Raw genomic sequence first — 18,970 nt, 5'->3', positions numbered from 1 at the left:
CCTACTCGACCGACTTGACGAGCTCGTCGATCGCGTACGGCATGGACAGCAGGGTGCCCTGGGAGATGGCCGCGCCGACCGCCGGTCCCTCGCTGTCGAGCAGGTAGGACACGTTGCCCTTCTTCACTGCGTCGAGGTTGGCGAACAGCTTGAACTTCTTGAGCGCCTCGGTGTCGGCCTTGTCGTTGATGACGAAGATGTGGTCGACGTCGACGAGGTCGACGCGCTCGGGCGAGAGCGTGGTGTAGAAGTCGCCGCCCGCGACCTTGTCGATCTCGGTCTGGTACTTGTAGCCGATGCCCGTGACGAGCCGGCCGCGCACGTCGGTGGAGGTGAAGGGTGCCACCGAGTCCTTGTACCAGGACAGCGCGACCGCGGTCTCCTTGGCGAGCTCGGGGTGCGCCTTCTTGGCGGCGTCCAGTTGGCCCTGGATGTCGTCGACCATCCTCTGGCCCTCGTCGGCCTTGCCGAGGGCCTTGGCGATGTGCAGGGCGTTGTCCTGCCAGGGAGCGCTGAAGGGCTCCTTCTCGCCCTTGGTGCGGGCCACCGTCGGGGCGATCTTCGAGAGCTTGTCGTAGGCGGACTTGTCGATCTCGGAGTAGACCGCGACGATCAGGTCGGGCCGAAGGGCCGCGATCTTCTCGTAGTTGGGGCCGGAGTCGCCGTTCTTCATGACGACCTCGGGCTTGGTGTCTCCCCACTTGTCCTTCACCCAGGGCCACTGGGTGTTGACGTCGGGGCTCTTGCCGGGCGGGTTCGGGTACTGGTCGACCATGCCGACGGGCTTGATGCCGAAGGCCAGCACGGTCTGGTCGTCGGTGTAGCCGACGGAGACGACCCGCTGGGGCGCCTTCTCGACCGTCGTGGATCCGAACGCGTGCTCCACGGTGACCGGGAAGTCACCGGCGGCCGCGGCCTGAGTGCCCTTGTTCTCGCTGTCCGCCGTGTCCGCCGAGCCGGAACCGCACCCCGCGAGGAGACCGACGCCGAGGGCGGCCGCGGACAGTACCGCTGCCAGCCGCCGCCATGGCTTTCCGGGCGTCGTTCGATGGAGGAGCATCCAAATCCCCTTGCTTTCGCGCCAGTTCACTGCACCCTCGCCTAAGGGCAGCCAAACCTTACCGCGCCGCAGTGAGGTTAGCCTAGCCTTACTAACTCTCCCGCGCCGGAAGGTGCCCAGGCTGCACGTGGGCCCGCCCGATCGGCACGATGAGCGGCCGGTCGCCGACCGGGTCGTCGATCACCTGAGCGCGCAACCCGAAGGCCTCGTGCAGCAGTTCGGCGGTGACGACGTCACGCGGATGTCCCTGCGCCAGGATCGAGCCCTCCCGCATCACCACGAGGTGGTCGCTGTAGCGCGTGGCCAGGTTGAGGTCGTGCAGCACCATGACGACGGTGCAGCCGGACTCGTGCAGATCGTCGACCAGGTCGAGGACGTCGAGGGCGTGCGCCAGGTCCAGATAGGTCGTCGGCTCGTCCAGCAGGAGCAGATCGGTGCCCTGGGCCAGCGTCATCGAGATCCAGACGCGCTGGCGCTGCCCTCCGGACAGTGCGTCGACCGGGCGATCGGCGAGGTCCGCCACCCCGGTCATGGCCAGGGCGCGTGCCACCACGTCGGCGTCGTCGGACGACCACTGCCGAAGCCAGCTCTGGTGCGGGTGGCGTCCCCTGGCGACCAGGTCGGCCACGGTCAGCCCCTCCGGCGCGACCGGAGCCTGCGGCAGCAGGCCGAGCTTCTTCGCCACGTCCCGGGTCCGAAGCCTGCCGATGTCCTCGCCGTCCAGGACGACCGTCCCGCCGGCCGGCTTGAGCAGCCGCGACAGCGTGCGCAACAGGGTCGACTTCCCGCAGCCGTTGGGGCCGATGATCGTGGTGATCACGCCGGGCGGTATCGCCACGTCGAGCCCGTCGATGACGACCCGGCCGCCGTAGCCGACCGTGACACCTCGGGCGGCGAGCCTCGGAGTGCCGCCGACCGCGGCCTCGCTGACGGACTGTGCGACCACGGGTCGTCCCCCCTTGCTTGGGTTCACCTGACTCTTGTACATCTATCGCAGGTTCGCCCGCACCAGCAGATAGACGAGGAAGGGCCCGCCGATCGCGGCGGTGACCACGCCGACCGGGAGCGAGACCGGCAGCGCCGTGCGCGCGACGAGGTCCGAGCCGGTCAGCAGCAGCGCGCCCGTCAGGCCCGAGGCCACCATCGGCGGTGTGGGGCAGCGCGCCAGACGCATCGCCACCTGCGGCGCCACCAGCGCGACGAACGGCACCGGGCCCGCCGCGCTCACCGCCACACCGGCCAGCAGCACGGCGCACAGCAACAGGACCGCCCGCACCCTCCCGTACCGGACGCCCAGCCCCGCGGCGACCTCGTCGCCGAAGTGCATCGGCCTGAACTGGAAGGCGACGCAGGAGACGACGGCCAGGAGGACGAGTCCGCACCACAGGGCCGTCCAGACCTCGCCCCAGGAGCGGTCCTCCAGCGAGCCGACCAGCCATGCCTGGGCGCGGGCGACGTCCCTGATGTCGGCCGTGACCAGCAACCAGGTCGTGATCGCCTCCATCACGGCGCTCACCGAGATGCCGATGAGGATGAGCCGGAAGCCGTCCACCCCGCGCCGCCAGGCCAGGAAGTACACCAGCAGGCCGGTGCCGAGCCCGCCCGCGAGCGCCGCGGCCGACAGGCCGACGGAGTCGACGACCGCCGCGGCGGTCCCGCCCGAGACCGTCACCAGGAAGACCGCGACGGCACTGGCTCCCGAAGTGATCCCCAGGACGTCCGGGCTGGCCAGCGGATTGCGTGCGATGGCCTGTGTGATCGCCCCGGACACCCCGAGGGCGACGCCCACGACGAGTCCGGCCAGGGCGCGCGGCATCCGCAGGTCCATGATGACGAACTCGTCGACCCGCTCGCCCCGTCCCAAGAGCGTGGCGATCACCCGCGGGAGGCCGATCGGGAAGTCCCCGACGCCGATGGACACGCAGAACACCAGGAAGGTCGCCGCGGCCAGCAGCAGCGTGACGCACAGGGGCCAGGGCCGCCAGACGAACGACACCCGGCCGAGCCGCACACCCGGCGGCAGGGACGGCTTCACCTCGGTCACGTTCATGCTTTCCTGAACTTTCCGCGCCACACGAGCACCGCGAAGAAGGGGGCGCCGAGCAACGCCACGAGGACGCCGGCGTCCAACTCGCCCGGCCGCACGACCAGTCGGCCGACGATGTCGCACAGCAGCAGTACGACGGCCCCGAGCAGGCCGGCGTACGGCACCAGCCAGCGGTAGTCCGGGCCGGTCAGGTACCCAGCCACGTGGGCGACCATGAGGCCGAGGAAGGCGATGGGTCCGCACGCGGCCGTCGCCGCACCCGCCAGCAGGGTGATGGCGGTGATGCCGACGGTCCGGCTCAGCGCGATGTTCACCCCCAGGCCCCTGGCCACGTCGTCGCCCAGGTTGAGCAGATTGAGGGAGGGCAGCGTGGTCAGGGCCAGCACGAGACCGGCACCGATGAACGCGGTCACCGGCCAGATGACGTCGAATCCGACACCGGCCAGGGAGCCCGCGTTCCAGAAGCGCAGGGCGTTCAGCGACGCCTGATTCGACAGCGCGACGGCCGTGGTCATCGCCATGAGGAACACCGTGATCCCCTGCCCGGCCAGTGCGAGCGTCAACGGGTTGCCGGCGCCCCGGCCGATGCTCGCGAGGCCGAACACCACGACACCGGCGACCGCCGCGCCCACGAAGGCGAACCAGACGTACTGGAACGGGTTGGAGAACCCGAACACGGCGATCACCGACACCACGGCGAACGAGGCGCCGGTGTTCACCCCCAGCAGGCCCGTGTCGGCGATCGGATTGCGGGTGAACCCCTGGATCAGCGCCCCGCCGACGCCGAGGGCGATGCCCGCGACGACTCCGAGGACCGTGCGGGGCACCCGTACGGTCTCGACGATGAGCCTGATCTCCGTGAGCCGCCGGTCGGGGTCCGGGGCGCCGAACAGTCCGTGCCACACCTCGGCGGGGCTCAACGCGCGGGCGCCGACGGCCAGCGACAGGACCGCGGCGATCACGAGGACCGTCAGAAGGGTGGCCAGACCCACGACCCGTCGCCGGGGGGTCGCTGACGAGCCCTTGACCGGGGGGCGCTCCACTGCAGCAGTCGTGCCCATGTCGACGTACGTTATCCCTTGCGCGGTGGGCGAGTTGACCGGACGGTGCCTGCGGCACCGGAAGGGGTGCGGGGACCGGCGCGACCGGCCACGGCGGCGCTGTGGCCGATCGGTGACACCGGCCCCCTGGCGGAGCGCCTAGCGGGCGGCGCTGCCCGTGCCGTCGGCGACCGTGCGCCTCCGGTCCGCGGTGGGCTCGGCGGCGCGGCCGAGGAGGGAGTCGAGGATCTCGCCCACCCTGATGGCGGTGTTGGAGAGCAGCGACGATGTGATGCCGTGCGTGTGCTCCGTGCCGCCCTGCAGGTAGATGCCGCAGCGCAGGGTGGGGTCGGCCGCGATACGCCAGTCGCGTTCGACGCGGACGCGTCCCTCTTCGTCGCGCAGACAGTGGTCCGCGACCTCCCCGAGCAGGCTCGTGGGGTCGACGGGGCTGTAGCCGGTGGCGAAGACCACGACGTCCGCGTCCAGATCGGTCTCCTCGCCGTTGACCAGGGACGTCACCGTGGCACGGACGCTCGACGGGGTCTCCTTGACGCCGGTCAGCCGGGAGACGTTGAGGAACCGCAGCCGCTCGGCGCCGAGCACCTTCTCCCGGTACGACTGCCGGTAGAGGTCGTCGATGAGGTCGATGTCCACCACGGAGTAGTTGGTGTTGCCGTGGTAGTCCATCAGCCGGCGCTTGACGTCCTCGGGCGCGGCGAAGTACTCGTCGACTGCCTGGGGGTCGAAGATCCGGTTGGCGAAGCTGCTGTCGTCGGCCGGGCTGTAGCCGTAGCGGGAGAAGACGGCGCAGACCTCGGCCCCGGGGAAGCGGCGGTGCAGGTAGGCGACGTTCTCGGCGGCACTCTGCCCAGCGCCCACGACGACGAATCGGGAGGGCGAGGTGCCCTCCAACTCGTCGACTTTCGCCAGGAGTTCGGAGTTGTGCCAGACGCGGTCGCCGCGTTCCACTCCCTCGGGCATGAGGGGCCGCAGGCCGGTGCCGATGACGAGGTTGCGGGCCTTGTGGACCTCGAGGCCACCGCCCGACCGGACGGTCACCTCCAGGTGGTCCACGACGCCGTCCCGGGTGACGGGCGCGACACCGACGACCTCGTGGCCGTAGGAGACCATGTCCTCGACCTGGGCCGCGGCCCATTCGAAGTAGTCGTGGAATTCGACGCGCAGTGGGAACAGGTTCTTGTGGTTGATGAAGTCGATCAGCCGGCCCTTGCTCTGCAGGTAGCAGAGGAAGCTGTACTCGCTGGCCGGGTTGCGCAGCGTCACCAGGTCCTTGAGGAACGAGACCTGCATGGTGGCGTCGTCGATGAGCATGCCGCGGTGCCAGCCGAAGCGGGGCTGCTGCTCGAAGAAGTGTGCGGTGATCGCCTCCCGCCCGCCGACGCGGGTGTTGTGCTCGCGGAGCGCGATCGCCATGGCCACGTTGGACGGCCCGAAGCCGATTCCGATCAGGTCGTGGACCGGTGATGCGTCACCGGGAAGAACCTGCGACATGTCACTCCCATCGTGCGGGGCAGCCGCGCGTGTCAGGTGTGGAGGGAACGGGAGACGGGCATGCCGACGACGCGGCACGCCAACGAACTTAGGTGAGCCTAAGCTAAACCCGTCGAGGTGTCGACAGGGCAAAACGGGCACCACCCGGAAGCGGGCCTCGTCAACTGGCGCACCCCGCATGCCCGTTGCGCACTAAGGTAAGCCTTGCTTTACTTGCGTCGGCCAACACCTTGCCCTGAGGAGGAACCCCATGCGGGTCGTCATGTTCGGTTACCAGACCTGGGGGCACCGCACCCTGCAAGCCCTCCTGGAGTCCGAGCACGACGTGGTGCTGGTCGTGACCCACCCCAAGAGCGAGCACGCCTACGAGAAGATCTGGAGCGACTCGGTCGCCGACCTCGCCGAGGAGCACGGCGTCCCGGTGCTGATCCGCAACCGCCCCGACGACGAAGAGCTGTTCGAGCGCCTCAAGGAGGCCGACCCGGACATCATCGTGGCCAACAACTGGCGTACCTGGATCCCCCCGCGCATCTTCGGCCTGCCCCGCCACGGCACGCTGAACGTGCACGACTCGCTGCTGCCGAAGTACGCCGGCTTCTCCCCGCTGATCTGGGCGCTCATCAACGGCGAGCCCGAAGTGGGCGTCACGGCGCACATGATGAACGACGAACTCGACGCCGGCGACATCGTCCGGCAGGAGGCGGTGCCGGTCGGCCCGGCGGACACGGCGACCGACCTCTTCCACAAGACCGTCGACCTCATCGCCCCGGTCACCGTCGGCGCGCTCGGACTGATCGCCGCCGGACAGACCGAGTTCACCAAGCAGGACCGCTCCCAGGCGTCCTTCTTCCACAAGCGGGCCGACGAGGACAGCCGCATCGACTGGAGCTGGCCCGCGGAGGACCTGGAGCGCCTGGTGCGCGCCCAGTCCGAGCCGTACCCCAGCGCCCACACCTTCCACCGGGGCAAGCGGCTCGACGTCCTGGCCGCGTTCGTGTCCGAGGGCCGCTACGGCGGCACGCCCGGCCGGATCTTCTACCGCGAGGGCGACGGCGTGGTGATCGTCGCCGGCGCCGACGCCCGCACAGGACGCAACCACGGCCTGGCCATCACGCGCGTACGCACCGAGGACGGCCGGGAGTTGCCCGCGGCCGAGTACTTCACCTCCATGGGCGGCTATCTCACCGGCCGCCCCTGACGCGCCGGACCGGTACGGCCCCGGGGCCGGCCGGCGATCGCCGCCGTGCGGACCCGTTCCGCACGGCGGCGATCGCCGGGAAGTGCTGCGCCCACAGCCGCCAAGTGCCCTATTTTTGAAGCGTGTTCACAGAAAAGGCACAGCCGGACCACCGTTCACGCAGGACGCCGCCCAGCGTGCTGAACCTCAGCGCGTACCTGATGTACGCGACGGGAAAGGCCGCCCGCCGCACCTTGTCGGAGAAACTCACGGCCAGAGGGCTGCGGTTGTGGCATCTGACCGTCCTGACCCTGGTCGCCGATCTCGGTCCGCAGCCCAAGGGGGTGCTGGCCGCCAGGCTGGACATGAACGCCAGCGACCTCGCGCGCATCGTGAAGGACCTGGCCGACGCCGGGCAGGTCGAGTGCGTCCGCAGCCTCGCCGACCGCCGCCGCGTCGACGTCCGCATCACCCCTCGGGGCAGAACCGCCCTCGATCATCTCAACGCCGACATCGCCTCGGCGGACGACGACCTCCTGGCCCCGCTGAGCGATGCCGAGCGGGAGCAACTGGCCTCCCTGCTGCGGCGCGTGCACGCCCACCACGAGGAACAGGGCCCCGCAGCCGGGTAGCGGGTGACGGCTCAGGCCCGCCAGCCGTAGCGGCGTTCGGGCCGGCCGGCGGCGCCGTAGCGCAGGGACACCTCCGCACTGCCGGTGCCGTGGAAGTACTCCAGGTAACGGCGGGCGCTCACCCGGGACACGCCGGTGACGGCGGCGCACTCGGTGGCGGACAGGGTGCCGTCCGCCTCGCGCAGGGCCCGCTCGACGAGTTCGGCGGTCTCCACACTCATGCCCTTGGGCAGGGTGTGAGCCGGTGCCGGGCCGAACGCTCCGGCCAGGACACGGTCCACGTCCGCCTGGCCGCGGACCACCGTCGTGAGCAGCCTGCCCCGCTGGGCGGCGTAGCGCTCCAGGCGCAGGCGCAGATCCTCGAAGTCGAAGGGCTTGAGGAGGTAGTCGACCACACCACGGCGGACGGCGCCGCGCACCGTCTCGGCCTCCGTCGCCGCACTGATGACCATGACGTCGCAGTCGTGCCCGGCGGTGCGCAGCCGGGGGATGACGTCGAGCCCGAACAGGTCGGGGAGATACAGGTCGAGCAGGATGAGGTCGGGGCGCAGGGTCTCGACCGCCTCGATGGCCTGTCCTGCGGTGTGGGCCGTGCCGACGACGCGGAACGGCTCGACGCGTTCGACGAACGCGCGGTGGACTCTGGCCACCATGAAGTCGTCGTCGACCACGAGGACGTCGATCGCGTCCGCCTTGTCGCTCGCCTCGGTCATGGGGCCGCTCCTTCCGCCACCGCGTCGATGAGGTGGCTGACGGTCATGCGTGCGGTGAACACGGCCCCTTCAGGGGTGTTGGACACCGAGATCTCTCCCCCGTGCCGTTCGCAGACCAGCTTGGTCAGGGCCAGTCCGATACCGCGCTCGCCCTCCCGGGCGGCCTTGGTGGTGAAACCGTGGGAGAAGACCTCGCGGGCCAGCTCCGGAGCAACGCCCGGCCCCGAGTCGCGGACCACGATCTCCACGCCGGAGGCGTCCTGACGCAGCGCCACCTCCACCCAGGAGTCGTCCCGGGCGGTGGCGGCGTCGACGGCGTTGTCCACGAGGTTGCCGACCACGGTCGCCACATCGGCGGCGTCCTCGGGAGTCAGCCGCTCCAGCGCGGTGTCGTCCGAGATCCGCAGACTGACCTTCCGTTCCGCCGCGAGGGATGCCTTCGCCATCAGCAGTGCGGCGACCGCGGTGTCCCTCACGCGGCGGCTGAGGGTGACGTCCAGGGCCTGGCGGTGCCGGCTCACCGCGCGGATGTAGGCCACGACTTCGTCCTGTTCACCGATCTGGATCAGCCCGGAGATGGTGTGCAGCTGGTTGGCGAACTCGTGCGCCTGCGCGCGCAGCAGCTCGGAGGAGCTGCGGAAGGAGCCGATCTCCCGTTCCAGCCGGGCCAGTTCGGTGCGGTCGCGCAGGGTGGTGACCGAGCCGAGGGGCCGGCCGTCCTTGGTGACGGTCATCCGGTTCATCACCAGGACCCGGCCGTGCCGGACGACGACCTCGTCGCGCTCACCGGCTGCGGTGCCGGACAGCACGTCGCGCAGCCGTCCGTCGATGCCGAGGCCCGTGAGGCTCTGGCCGACGCAGTCCTCGGGCAGGTCGAGCAGACGGCGGCCCATGTCGTTGACGAGGGTGAGCCGGTGCTGCGGGTCCAGGGCGATCACGCCCTCGGCGATCCCGTACAGCATCGCCTCCCGGTGCTCGGCGAGCCCGGCGATCTCACCCGGCTCCAGCCCGAGGGTCTGCCGTTTCACCCGCCGCGCGAGCAGCCAGGAGCCGGCCACGCCCAGTCCGCTGGCGATGCCCAGATAGGCGAGCAGATAGGAGGAGGCGCCGCTGAGCCGCTGCCACACCGTCGGATCGGCCTCACCGATCATCACCGTGCCGAGGATCCGGCCCAGGTTCTCCTCGCTCGCCCCGAGGACGGGCACCTGGGCGGCCAGCTCGCGGTTGCCGTCCAGGGTCAGCTGCCCGGTCCAGCCGCGCCCCCGGGCGGTGCCCGGCCCCAGCCGCATCCGCTCCCCGACGACCGTGGGGTTCGTGGAGCTGACGATCCGCCCGGCCGCGTCGGCCACGGTCACCGAGGTCACCCCCGACTGCGCCTGGGTGGCGAGGACCAGCGGGGCGAGCGCCTCCCCCGGCGCGGGGCGCACCAGCTGGCTGCGCACCAGGGGGTTGGCGGCCAGCTGCTCGGCGAGCGCGCCCACCCGGCGCCCTTCGACGCGGTTGAAGGTGGCCTGGGACTGGGCGAGGGAGACCGCGGCGACGGCCAGCAGCACCACCACGACGATGGCGAGCTGGAGCACCAGCATCTCGCCCGCGAGCGAGTGGCGACGAAAGGTGGCGACCACGACGGACTCAATCTGCGATGCCGCCGTGAGCGGGGCGGCTCATGTGCCGAGCCGCACCATCATGACGCCCACCAGCCGAAATCGAAAGAGAGCTGTCAGCGGCCGCCCGGCTTGGGGCCGATGCCCCGCAGCTCCCTGATCGTGCCGCCGAGCTTCGCGCGGAAGGACTCCAGCAGCGCCGGCTTCACGCTGACCACCCAGCGCGTGCCGACGAGGTACTTGCCTCCGTAGACGCGCGCCTCCTCGAGCCAGGTCTCCTTGAACTTCTCCTCGGGGAAGGTGGTGATGAGGTAGTCGGCCTTCTCGGTGTGGCACAGGCCCTGGCGCAGTTCGTCGGCGTCGATGCGGATCTTCGCCTTGCAGCCGGTCAGCCCGGCGATCACCTCCACCTTGGCCGGTGCGACGACCCCGGCGGCGGGAGCGGCGGTCACACTCGGCGCCGCCTTGCCGCCGTCGGCGCCCTTGCCGTCGTCACCGCCGCCGCAGGCCGTGACCAGGGGAAGGACGATCAGGACTCCGGCCGCCGCGAGGGCGCGCGATCGGTGGGCGCGGGAGGGGGTGCGGCGGGTGGATCGTGCGGTCGTTTGCTGCTGGGACACGTCGCCTCTCCGGTGCGGTCTTTCGGCAGGTGTTCGACAGGAGTACGCACAGGTCCGGGCAGGCGTTCACGCCCTACGCGGCCTCCTCCACCGCCTCGCTCCGCGCCCCGTCGGCCGGTCCGCCGAACTGGGTGCGGTACAGCTCCGCGTAGCGCTGTCCCGCCGCCAGGAGTTCTTCGTGGGTGCCCCGTTCCACGATCCGGCCGGCCTCGACGACCAGGATCTGGTCGGCCGCGCGGACCGTCGAGAGACGGTGGGCGATCACGACGGCCGTGCGGCCTTCGAGGGCTTCGGTGAGTGCTTCCTGGACGGCGGCCTCGGAGGTGTTGTCGAGGTGGGCGGTGGCCTCGTCGAGGATGACGACGCGCTGGCGGGCCAGCAGCAGCCGGGCGATGGTCATGCGCTGGCGTTCGCCGCCGGACAGGCGGTAGCCGCGCTCGCCGACGACGGTGCCGAGTCCGTCGGGCAGGGACCGTACGAGTTCGTCGAGGCGGGCCCGGCGCAGGGCGTCCCACAGGTCGCTCTCGGTGGCCTCGGGCCGGGCGAGCAGCAGGTTGGCGCGGACGGTGTCGTGGAAGAGATGGCCGTCCTGGGTGACCATGCCCAGGGTCTGCCGCAGCGAGCGCGCCGTGAGGTCGCGGACGTCGACGCCCCCGATGCGCACGGCCCCCTCGTCGGTGTCGTACAGGCGCGGCATCAGCTGCGCGATGGTCGACTTGCCCGCGCCGGAGGAGCCGACGAGCGCCACGGTCTGGCCGGGTTCGGCGCGGAAGGACAGGCCGTGCAGCACCTCGTCTCCGCCTCGGCCGTCCAGGGAAGCGACCTCCTCCAGGGAGGCCAGGGAGACCTTGTCGGCGGCGGGGTAACCGAAGCGGACCTGCTCGAACTCGACCGCCACGGGCCCGTCGGGCACCGGGCGCGCGTCCGGCTTCTCCTCGATGAGGGGCCGCAGGTCGAGCACCTCGAAGACCCGCTCGAAGCTGACCAGGGCGCTCATCACCTCGACGCGCGCCCCCGCGAGCGCCGTCAGCGGCGCGTACAGCCGGGTCAGGAGCAGGGCGAGCGACACGACCGCGCCGGGGTCCAGGGCGCCGCGCAGGGCGAACCAGCCGCCGAGGCCGTAGACCAGGGCCAGGGCGAGGGCCGAGACCAGGGTGAGCGCGGTGATGAAGGCGGCCTGGGCGGTCGCGGTCCGGATCCCGATGTCCGCGACCCGGCGGGCCCGTTCGGCGAACTCCCGCGACTCCTCCTCGGGACGTCCGAAGAGCTTGACCAGGGTGGCGCCGGGGGCGGAGAACCGCTCGGTCATGCGGGTTCCCATCGCTGCGTTCAGCGTCGCCGCCTCCCGCTGCATCCCGGCCATGCGACTGCCCATGCGCCGGGCCGGGATCACGAACACCGGCAGCAGCACCAGCGCCAGCAGGGTGATCTGCCAGGACAGCGTGAGCATCACCGCGAGGGTGAGCAGCAGCGTGACGAGGTTGCTGACCACTCCGGACAGGGTGTTGCTGAACGCGCGCTGGGCGCCGATGACGTCGTTGTTGAGCCGGGAGACGAGGGCGCCCGTACGTGTGCGTGTGAAGAACGCGACCGGCATGCGCTGCACATGGTCGAAGACGGCCGTCCGCAGATCGAGGATGAGATGCTCCCCGAGCGTCGCGGACAGCCTCCGGCCGAGGATGCCCAGGGCCGCCTCCGCCACCGCGATCAGCGCGATGAGCAGGGCGAGGCGTACGACCCTGTCCTCGTCTCCCCGGGACACGATCGTGTCCACGACCCACCCGGCCAGGACGGGCGTCGCCACGGCCAACAGGGCGGTACCCACACCAAGAAGTACAAAAAGGGCGATTCGGCGCCGGTGCGGGCGGGCGAACGCGCCGATGCGGCGCAGGGTGGCCAGGGCGAAGGGGCGGCGCTCCCGTTCGGCGTTCATGACGCTGTGCAGCTGTGTCCACGCTGTGGTCTCCATACTCATGACGGAGACCGTAGAACCTCAAGCAATCTTGAGGTCAAGGAGCTCGCGCATTTCCCCGACATCCCGCACAATCGCCCCGATCCCCCTCTTCCCCGTCCCTTCGCGCAAAGGCCCCGATGACGCTCCCCACCCAGCCGCTTCCCGCGCGCAATCCCCAGTCCCCGCTCCCGCAACCCGCAGTTGGCACGGCCTGGACAGGCTCTACAGACGTGACAGCGGTACAACTCCCCGAACTCCGGCCGGGACGACTCCCCCGTCGCGTCCCGGTCCGCCGCCTGCGGCAGATCCTGTGTCTGCTCCCGCTCCTGCTGGTCACCGTGGTCGCGGTGCAGCACCGGTCGGTACTGGCGGCCGGTTTCGCGCACCTGGGCACCGCCGAGTGGCCGTGGCTGCTGGCCGCCGTCGGCGCGACCTGCCTGACCTGGGTCGCCGCCTCCTGCACCCGGCAGGGCGCGGTCGTCGAACGGCTGCCCCGACGACGGCTGCTGGCCACGCAGTTCGCGGCCGGCGCGGCCAACCACCTGCTGCCGACCGGGCTGGGCGCGAGCGCGGTCAACCTGCGGTTCATGACGGTCTGCGGACTACCCCTCGCCCGCTCCTCGGCCGCTCTCGGCCTGTACCTGCTCGCCGAGAGCGCCGGCCGGGTCCTGCTGCTGGGCGCCCTGCTCGTCGCGTTCCCCGACGCGCTGCGGCTCGGCACGCTGGTGCCGGAGACGGCGCTCGGTCCGCTGCTGGCCGCCGCCGGGGTGGTGCTGGTGATCGCCGCGACCGTGCTCGTCCTCGTACGGCGGCTGCGCTCGGCCCTGGTGTCCTTCCTGCGGACGGCGCTCGGCGAGGCGCGCTCGGTACACACCCGGCCCGCCCGGGCCCTCGCGCTGTGGGGCGGGTCCTTCGCCTTCCCGGCGCTGCAGGCATCGGTCCTGGTGCTGGTGGGGCGGGCGTTGGGGCTGGACATCCCGGCCGCGCACATGGCGGTGGCCTACCTGGCGGCGACGGTCGCGGTCGCGCTGGTGCCCACGCCGGGCGGGATCGGCTCGGTGGAGGCGGCGCTGGTCGTGGCGCTGGTGGCGGCGGGCGGCCCGGCCGCGGTGGCCACCGCCGTGGTCCTGGCCTTCCGGGTCATCACCGTCTGGCTGCCGCTGGTGCCGGGCGCGCTGACGCTGGCGGCGCTGGTGCGGCTGAAGGTGATCTGACCCAGGGGGAACCGGACGTGACGGTGTGTCATGTGCAATAGCTCACCCTTCGCTCACCCCCGTCTCCGGTACGGAACCCCGTGCGGGATACGGCAGGATGAACGATCGTGCCGACCGCTGGTCAGGGTGGTCGGGCACCTTCGCACATCCCGGAAAACGAGCAGGTGACGACGTGACCAGACTTCACATCCGGCCGCCGGTGGCGGCGTTCGCCGCGGTTCCCCGCCCCGGAGGTGACCGGTGAACCGGGCGCTCACCGTGGACGATCTGCTGTTCGCCGGCATCGCCCTCGGCTCGGGCCTGCTGGCGGCGTTCGCGCTGCGCGTCCTGCTGCGCTGGCTGGGCCGGCACGCCGACCGCACCCGCTGGAGCGGCGACGACGTGATCGTGCACGCGCTGCGGGCCGTGGTGCCCTGGGCCGCGATCGTGGGCGGCGTGGCGGGCGCGGCGGCGGTGCTGCCGCTGACCCGGACGGTGCAGCACACCACCAACCAGGTGCTCACCGTGCTGCTGATCTTCGTCGCGACGGTGTCCGCGGCCCGGGTGGTGACCGGGCTGGTGCGCACGGTGACCCAGTCCCGCTCCGGGGTCGCCGGATCGGCCACGATCTTCGTCAACATCACCCGGATCCTGGTCCTGGCGATCGGCTTCCTGGTGGTGCTCCAGACCCTGGGCATCTCCATAGCCCCGCTGCTCACCGCCCTCGGAGTGGGCGGTCTGGCGGTCGCGCTGGCGTTGCAGGACACCCTCGCCAACCTCTTCGCGGGCATCCACATCCTCGCCTCCAAGACCGTCCAGCCCGGTGACTACATCCGGCTCAGCAGCGGTGAGGAGGGCTACGTCGAGGACATCAACTGGCGGCAGACGACGATCCGCAACCTGTCCAACAACCTCATCGTGCTCCCCAACGGTCAGCTCGCGCAGGCGAACATGACCAACTTCATGCGCCCCGAGGAGCAGCTGACCGTCCTGGTCCAGGTCGGCGTGGCCTACGACAGCGATCTGGAGCACGTGGAGCGCGTGACCAACGAGGTCATCGCCGAGACGATGGCCGAGGTCGACGGCGCCGTGCCGGACCACGAACCCATCATCAGGTTCCACACCTTCGGCGACTCCCGCATCGGCTTCACCGTAATACTGGGCGTCGGCGAGTTCAGCGACCAGTACCGGATCAAGCACGAGTTCATCAAGCGGCTGCACAAGCGCTACCGCGCGGAGGGCATCCGCATCCCCGCCCCGGCGCGCACGGTGGCCCTCCAGCAGGGCGGGGTCGTCATCCCGCAGCAACGGACCGGCGAGGTCGAGCCGGGTGGACTGAGCTCCGCCCGGCTCGACTGAGACGCGCCGGCGCGGCCGGGGGGGCGCGCTCGGCCGGGGCACGCGGGCTCGGCCGAGGCGCCCCGGTTCGTTACAGCGTCGCGGAGTTCTCGTGGTGGTGGCTGTCCCTCCGGTCGCGCGGCGCCGAGAGGGACGCCTTCACCGGCGTCACGGTCCAGTCCGGGTGCCCCGGCATCCGCGGCGTCTTCGTGCCGTACAGCCAGTCCCGCAGGAAGCCGGTGAGGTCCTGCCCGGAGACCTCCGAGGCGACGGCGATGTAGTCCTCCGTGGAGGCGGTGGAGTCGCGGTACCGCTCCAGGAAGGTGCGCTCCAGGGCCGTGAAGGCCGCCTCGCCGACCTGCTGCCGCAGCGCGTACAGCACGAGCACGCCGCCCACGTAACGCTGGCTGTCGAACAGGTTGGCCGCGTTGGGCGCCGCCACCGGCCCGGAGTCGCGACGCCACTGGTCGCCGAGGGCGTAGGTGTACTTCATGCGCGCTTCCAGCGTGGTCATGCCAAGCGAATCGGCCCAGCCGCGCTCGTAGCGGTAGAGCAGGCCGTAGAAGTCGGCGTGGCCCTCGTTCAGCCACAGGTCGGCCCAGGTGGCGGGGCTGACGCTGTTGCCGAAGTAGGAGTGGACCAGCTCGTGCATCATGTGCGAGCCGATCTTGCTCTCCTCCTGGAGGAGGTAGTTCGGCTTGTAGAGCGTGAGGGTCTGGGTCTCCAGGCCCGTGAAGTCGAAGGCGTTCGAGGCGTCGTTGTTGCAGGGCAGCAGGCCGTACGTCTCGAAGGGGTACGCGCCGAGCCGCTGCTCGACCCATGCCACCAGGGCCGGGGTGAGCGCCAGGGCCGGTTCCAGGGCGGCGGCCCGGGCGACGGGGACGACATCCCGCAGCGGCAGGCCGTGCGGGCCCTGCCGGTCCTTGATCACATAGTCGCCGACGGTGATCTGCACCACCTCGGTGGCGATCGGCGAGCGGGAGCGGTAGGTGTAAGCGGTCCGGTCGCCGGACAGCTGCTCGGTACGCACCAGCCGGCCGCTGGCGACGCCCCGCAGCCCGGCGGGCACGGTGAGGCGGAAGGTGAAATCGGCCTTGTCGGAGGGGTGGTCGTTGCACGGGAAGACGGTGTGCGCCAGGTCCGGCTGGCAGCACACCGCGAATCCGTCCGGGGTGGCCACCCAGCCGCCGGCGGGCGGCGGGGTCCGGCGCGGGTCGGCACCGTAGGCCACCACGACCTTGACCCGGGCCTTCGCCGCGAGAGGACGCTCGGGGGTGACCCGCAGCTTCTCGTCCACCTGCTCGAAGGCGGCGGTGCGGCCGCCGACGCGGACGGAGCGTATGTCCAGGCCGCGCGCGTCCAGGGAGAAGCGGCTCAGGGCCTGGGTGGTGCAGATGGTCAGGGTCGCGGTGGCCTCGACGAGCTTGGTCGCGGCGTCGTAGGCGAAGTCGAGGTGGTAGGCGGAAACGCGGTATCCGTCGTTGCCGAGGGCGGGGTAGACGGGGTCACCGAGGGTCTCGGCCCCCGGGGTGGCTCCGGTGCCGGGGGCCGCCTGGGCCGGGATCCCCGTGGTGAGCGCCGCCGCCGTGCCGATCAGGGCGACCGCTGGGGCCGTCACTCTGGTGCGATATCTCATGGTCCGCTTTCGCTCGGACGGCCGGGTGGTCAGGTCCGGCCGTGGCTTGGAGTGAGTGATCTCTCTCCAGGACTCGGGAGCACGGCGATCGGTTGCACGAAACTGGTCGCGGACCCCTGTCGAGACGAACTCGCTCACGAGATATCTTGATGTCGAGCAATGTTGCAGACGTGGAGCGGAGCACCCGGTGACTGACTCGACCATCATCTATACGCACACTGACGAGGCCCCCGCACTGGCGACGTATTCCTTCCTGCCGGTGGTCCGGGCGTACGCCTCGCAGGCGGGTGTCGCTGTGGAGACCCGCGACATCTCGCTGGCCGGGCGCATCATCGCCGTGTTCCCGGAGTACCTCACCGAGGACCAGCGCATCCCGGACGCCCTCGCGGAGCTCGGCGAGCTGGCCAAGACGCCCGCCGCCAACATCATCAAGCTGCCGAACATCTCGGCGTCCATCCCCCAGCTCAAGGCCGCCGTCGCCGAGCTGCAGGGCCAGGGCTACGCGCTGCCGGACTACCCGGACGACCCGAAGACCGACGAGGAGCGCGAGATCCGCGCCCGCTACGACAAGGTCAAGGGCTCCGCCGTGAACCCGGTCCTGCGTGAGGGCAACTCCGACCGGCGCGCCCCCGCCTCGGTCAAGAACTACGCCAAGTCCCACCCGCACCGCATGGGCGCCTGGACCTCCGAGTCCAAGACCAACGTGTCGACCATGGGCCAGAACGACTTCCGCTCCACCGAGAAGTCCGTCGTGATCGCCGAGGACGGCGCGCTGCGGATCGAGCTCGTCGGCGACGACGGCACCACCACGGTGCTGCGCGAGTCCGTACCGGTCCTCGCCGGTGAGGTCGTCGACGCGTCCGTGATGCGCGTCGCCGCGCTGCGCGAGTTCCTGACCGCGCAGGTCGCCGAGGCGAAGGCCCAGGGCGTGCTGTTCTCGGTGCACCTGAAGGCCACGATGATGAAGGTCTCCGACCCGATCGTCTTCGGCCACGTCGTGCGCGCCTTCTTCCCGAAGACGTTCGCGCGGTTCGGCGACAAGCTCGCCGCGGCCGGCCTCACCCCGAACGACGGCCTGGGCGGCATCTGGAAGGGCCTGGACGCCCTCCCCGAGGGCGCGGAGATCAAGGCCTCCTTCGACGCCGAGCTCGCCGAGGGCCCGGAGCTGGCGATGGTCGACTCCGACAAGGGCATCACCAACCTGCACGTGCCCTCCGACGTCATCATCGACGCCTCCATGCCGGCCATGATCCGCACCTCCGGCCACATGTGGGGCCCGGACGGGCAGGAGCACGACACCCTCGCGGTCATCCCGGACTCCTCCTACGCGGGCGTCTACCAGGCCGTGATCGAGGACTGCCGGGCCAACGGCGCCTTCGACCCGTCGACCATGGGCACGGTGCCGAACGTCGGTCTCATGGCGCAGAAGGCCGAGGAGTACGGCAGCCACGACAAGACGTTCGAGATCGCCACCACGGGCACGGTCCGCCTGGTCGACGGCAACGGCACCGCCCTGATCGAGCAGACCGTCTCGGCCGGTGACATCTTCCGCGCCTGCCAGACCAAGGACGCGCCGATCAAGGACTGGGTGAAGCTGGCCGTCACCCGCGCCCGCGCCACTGGTGACCCGGCGGTGTTCTGGCTGGACGAGACCCGCGCGCACGACGCCAACCTGATCGCGAAGGTCAACACCTACCTCGCCGAGCACGACACCGAGGGCCTGGACATCCGGATCCTCAACCCGGTCGAGGCGACGAAGCTGTCGGTGGAGCGCATCCGCCGCGGCGAGAACACGATCTCGGTCACCGGCAACGTCCTGCGCGACTACCTGACCGACCTGTTCCCGATCCTGGAGCTGGGCACCAGCGCCAAGATGCTGTCGGTCGTCCCGCTGATGGCGGGCGGCGGCCTGTTCGAGACGGGTGCGGGCGGTTCGGCGCCGAAGCACGTGCAGCAGCTGGTCAAGGAGAACTACCTGCGCTGGGACTCGCTGGGTGAGTTCTTCGCCCTGGTGCCGTCCTTCGAGCAGCTGGCGAAGGTGGCGGGCAACAGCCGCGCCCAGGTCCTGGCCGACACGCTCGACCGCGCCACGGCGACCTTCCTCGAGGAGGACAAGTCCCCGACCCGTCGCGTCGGCGGCATCGACAACCGCGGCAGCCACTTCTACCTGTCCCTGTACTGGGCGCAGGAGCTGGCCCGGCAGACCGACGACGCGGACCTGGCGAAGGCCTTCTCCCCGCTCGCCGAGACGCTCGCAGCGAACGAGCAGAAGATCGTCGACGAGCTGGTCGGCGCCCAGGGCAAGCCGGTCGACATCGGCGGCTACTACCAGCCCGACCCGGCGAAGGCCGCGCAGGCCATGCGCCCGTCCACCACGTGGAACGAGGCCCTGGCGTCCCTGAGCTGACGCTACGGGCCGCATCGGCCCGCTGACTCCGCCC

Annotated in this window: 15 protein-coding genes; 5 read left to right on the top strand and 10 right to left on the bottom strand. The window is 70.8% G+C overall.

Annotated elements, in window-relative coordinates; genetic code table 11:
• Nucleotide 1 precedes the first annotated feature (1 nt).
• The 5 genes from ABTX60_RS24770 to ABTX60_RS24750 all read right to left on the bottom strand — a co-directional run bounded on the left by ABTX60_RS24770 (nucleotide 2) and on the right by ABTX60_RS24750 (nucleotide 5,662).
• Nucleotides 2-1,060 carry an iron-siderophore ABC transporter substrate-binding protein gene (locus tag ABTX60_RS24770; protein ID WP_352099196.1) on the bottom strand — a complete coding sequence of 353 codons (1,059 nt, stop codon included), beginning with the start codon at nucleotides 1,058-1,060 and terminating at the stop codon, nucleotides 2-4.
• A gap of 91 nt (nucleotides 1,061-1,151) precedes the next feature.
• A complete protein-coding gene (locus ABTX60_RS24765) occupies nucleotides 1,152-2,006 on the bottom strand; it encodes an ABC transporter ATP-binding protein (RefSeq protein ID WP_352099195.1) in 855 nt (284 codons plus the stop codon).
• 42 nt (nucleotides 2,007-2,048) lie between these two features.
• Complete coding sequence (locus ABTX60_RS24760; protein WP_352099194.1) at nucleotides 2,049-3,110, bottom strand: FecCD family ABC transporter permease; 1,062 nt, start codon at nucleotides 3,108-3,110, stop codon at nucleotides 2,049-2,051.
• Nucleotides 3,107-4,168: a FecCD family ABC transporter permease gene (locus ABTX60_RS24755; protein ID WP_352099193.1), complete on the bottom strand. Its 1,062-nt coding sequence runs from the start codon at nucleotides 4,166-4,168 to the stop codon at nucleotides 3,107-3,109. Before ABTX60_RS24755 ends, ABTX60_RS24760 begins: the two co-directional genes overlap by 4 nt.
• 138 nt (nucleotides 4,169-4,306) lie before the next feature.
• A complete protein-coding gene (locus tag ABTX60_RS24750) occupies nucleotides 4,307-5,662 on the bottom strand; it encodes a lysine N(6)-hydroxylase/L-ornithine N(5)-oxygenase family protein (RefSeq protein ID WP_352099192.1) in 1,356 nt (451 codons plus the stop codon).
• Nucleotides 5,663-5,912: 250 nt separating this feature from the next.
• On the opposite strand from ABTX60_RS24750, the gene ABTX60_RS24745 reads away from it, so the two are divergent.
• Nucleotides 5,913-6,860, top strand: a complete 948-nt coding sequence (locus ABTX60_RS24745) for a methionyl-tRNA formyltransferase (RefSeq protein ID WP_352099191.1) — start codon at nucleotides 5,913-5,915, stop codon at nucleotides 6,858-6,860.
• 176 nt (nucleotides 6,861-7,036) lie between these two features.
• Nucleotides 7,037-7,471, top strand: coding sequence for a MarR family winged helix-turn-helix transcriptional regulator (locus ABTX60_RS24740; protein WP_352099190.1), 435 nt, complete (start codon nucleotides 7,037-7,039; stop codon nucleotides 7,469-7,471).
• 11 nt (nucleotides 7,472-7,482) lie between these two features.
• On the opposite strand, the gene ABTX60_RS24735 is transcribed toward ABTX60_RS24740, so the two are convergent.
• From ABTX60_RS24735 to ABTX60_RS24720, 4 genes are all read right to left on the bottom strand, one after another.
• Nucleotides 7,483-8,184 (bottom strand): response regulator, encoded by a 702-nt coding sequence (locus tag ABTX60_RS24735; protein ID WP_352099189.1) that lies wholly within the window; start codon nucleotides 8,182-8,184, stop codon nucleotides 7,483-7,485.
• Nucleotides 8,181-9,809: a sensor histidine kinase gene (locus ABTX60_RS24730; protein WP_352099188.1), complete on the bottom strand. Its 1,629-nt coding sequence runs from the start codon at nucleotides 9,807-9,809 to the stop codon at nucleotides 8,181-8,183. The genes ABTX60_RS24735 and ABTX60_RS24730 overlap by 4 nt, the downstream gene beginning before the upstream one ends.
• Before the next feature lie 95 nt (nucleotides 9,810-9,904).
• The gene (locus ABTX60_RS24725; RefSeq protein ID WP_352099187.1) at nucleotides 9,905-10,408 is read right to left on the bottom strand and encodes a hypothetical protein; all 504 of its coding nucleotides are present in this window, start codon (nucleotides 10,406-10,408) and stop codon (nucleotides 9,905-9,907) included.
• Between the two features lie 73 nt (nucleotides 10,409-10,481).
• Nucleotides 10,482-12,377, bottom strand: coding sequence for an ABC transporter ATP-binding protein (locus ABTX60_RS24720; RefSeq protein ID WP_352099312.1), 1,896 nt, complete (start codon nucleotides 12,375-12,377; stop codon nucleotides 10,482-10,484).
• A gap of 215 nt (nucleotides 12,378-12,592) precedes the next feature.
• Here ABTX60_RS24720 and ABTX60_RS24715 point away from each other — a divergent pair, with 215 nt between their 5' ends.
• Both ABTX60_RS24715 and ABTX60_RS24710 read left to right on the top strand, forming a co-directional pair.
• The gene (locus ABTX60_RS24715) at nucleotides 12,593-13,576 is read left to right on the top strand and encodes a lysylphosphatidylglycerol synthase transmembrane domain-containing protein (protein ID WP_502992383.1); all 984 of its coding nucleotides are present in this window, start codon (nucleotides 12,593-12,595) and stop codon (nucleotides 13,574-13,576) included.
• Nucleotides 13,577-13,816: 240 nt separating this feature from the next.
• Nucleotides 13,817-14,914 carry a mechanosensitive ion channel family protein gene (locus tag ABTX60_RS24710; protein ID WP_352099186.1) on the top strand — a complete coding sequence of 366 codons (1,098 nt, stop codon included), beginning with the start codon at nucleotides 13,817-13,819 and terminating at the stop codon, nucleotides 14,912-14,914.
• A gap of 70 nt (nucleotides 14,915-14,984) precedes the next feature.
• Here the strand turns inward: ABTX60_RS24710 and ABTX60_RS24705 are convergent, their stop codons facing one another.
• Nucleotides 14,985-16,529: a M1 family metallopeptidase gene (locus tag ABTX60_RS24705; protein WP_352099185.1), complete on the bottom strand. Its 1,545-nt coding sequence runs from the start codon at nucleotides 16,527-16,529 to the stop codon at nucleotides 14,985-14,987.
• Between the two features lie 187 nt (nucleotides 16,530-16,716).
• Here ABTX60_RS24705 and ABTX60_RS24700 point away from each other — a divergent pair, with 187 nt between their 5' ends.
• On the top strand, nucleotides 16,717-18,936 hold the full coding sequence (locus ABTX60_RS24700) for an NADP-dependent isocitrate dehydrogenase (RefSeq protein ID WP_352099184.1): 2,220 nt from the start codon (nucleotides 16,717-16,719) through the stop codon (nucleotides 18,934-18,936).
• Nucleotides 18,937-18,970: the final 34 nt, after the last annotated feature.

This window comes from Streptomyces sp. NPDC126510, from assembly GCF_040302345.1.
Classification (GTDB): Bacteria; Actinomycetota; Actinomycetes; order Streptomycetales; family Streptomycetaceae; genus Streptomyces.
The sequence above is the reverse complement of the archived record's forward strand: the minus strand, read 5'-3'. Positions and strand labels throughout refer to the sequence as shown.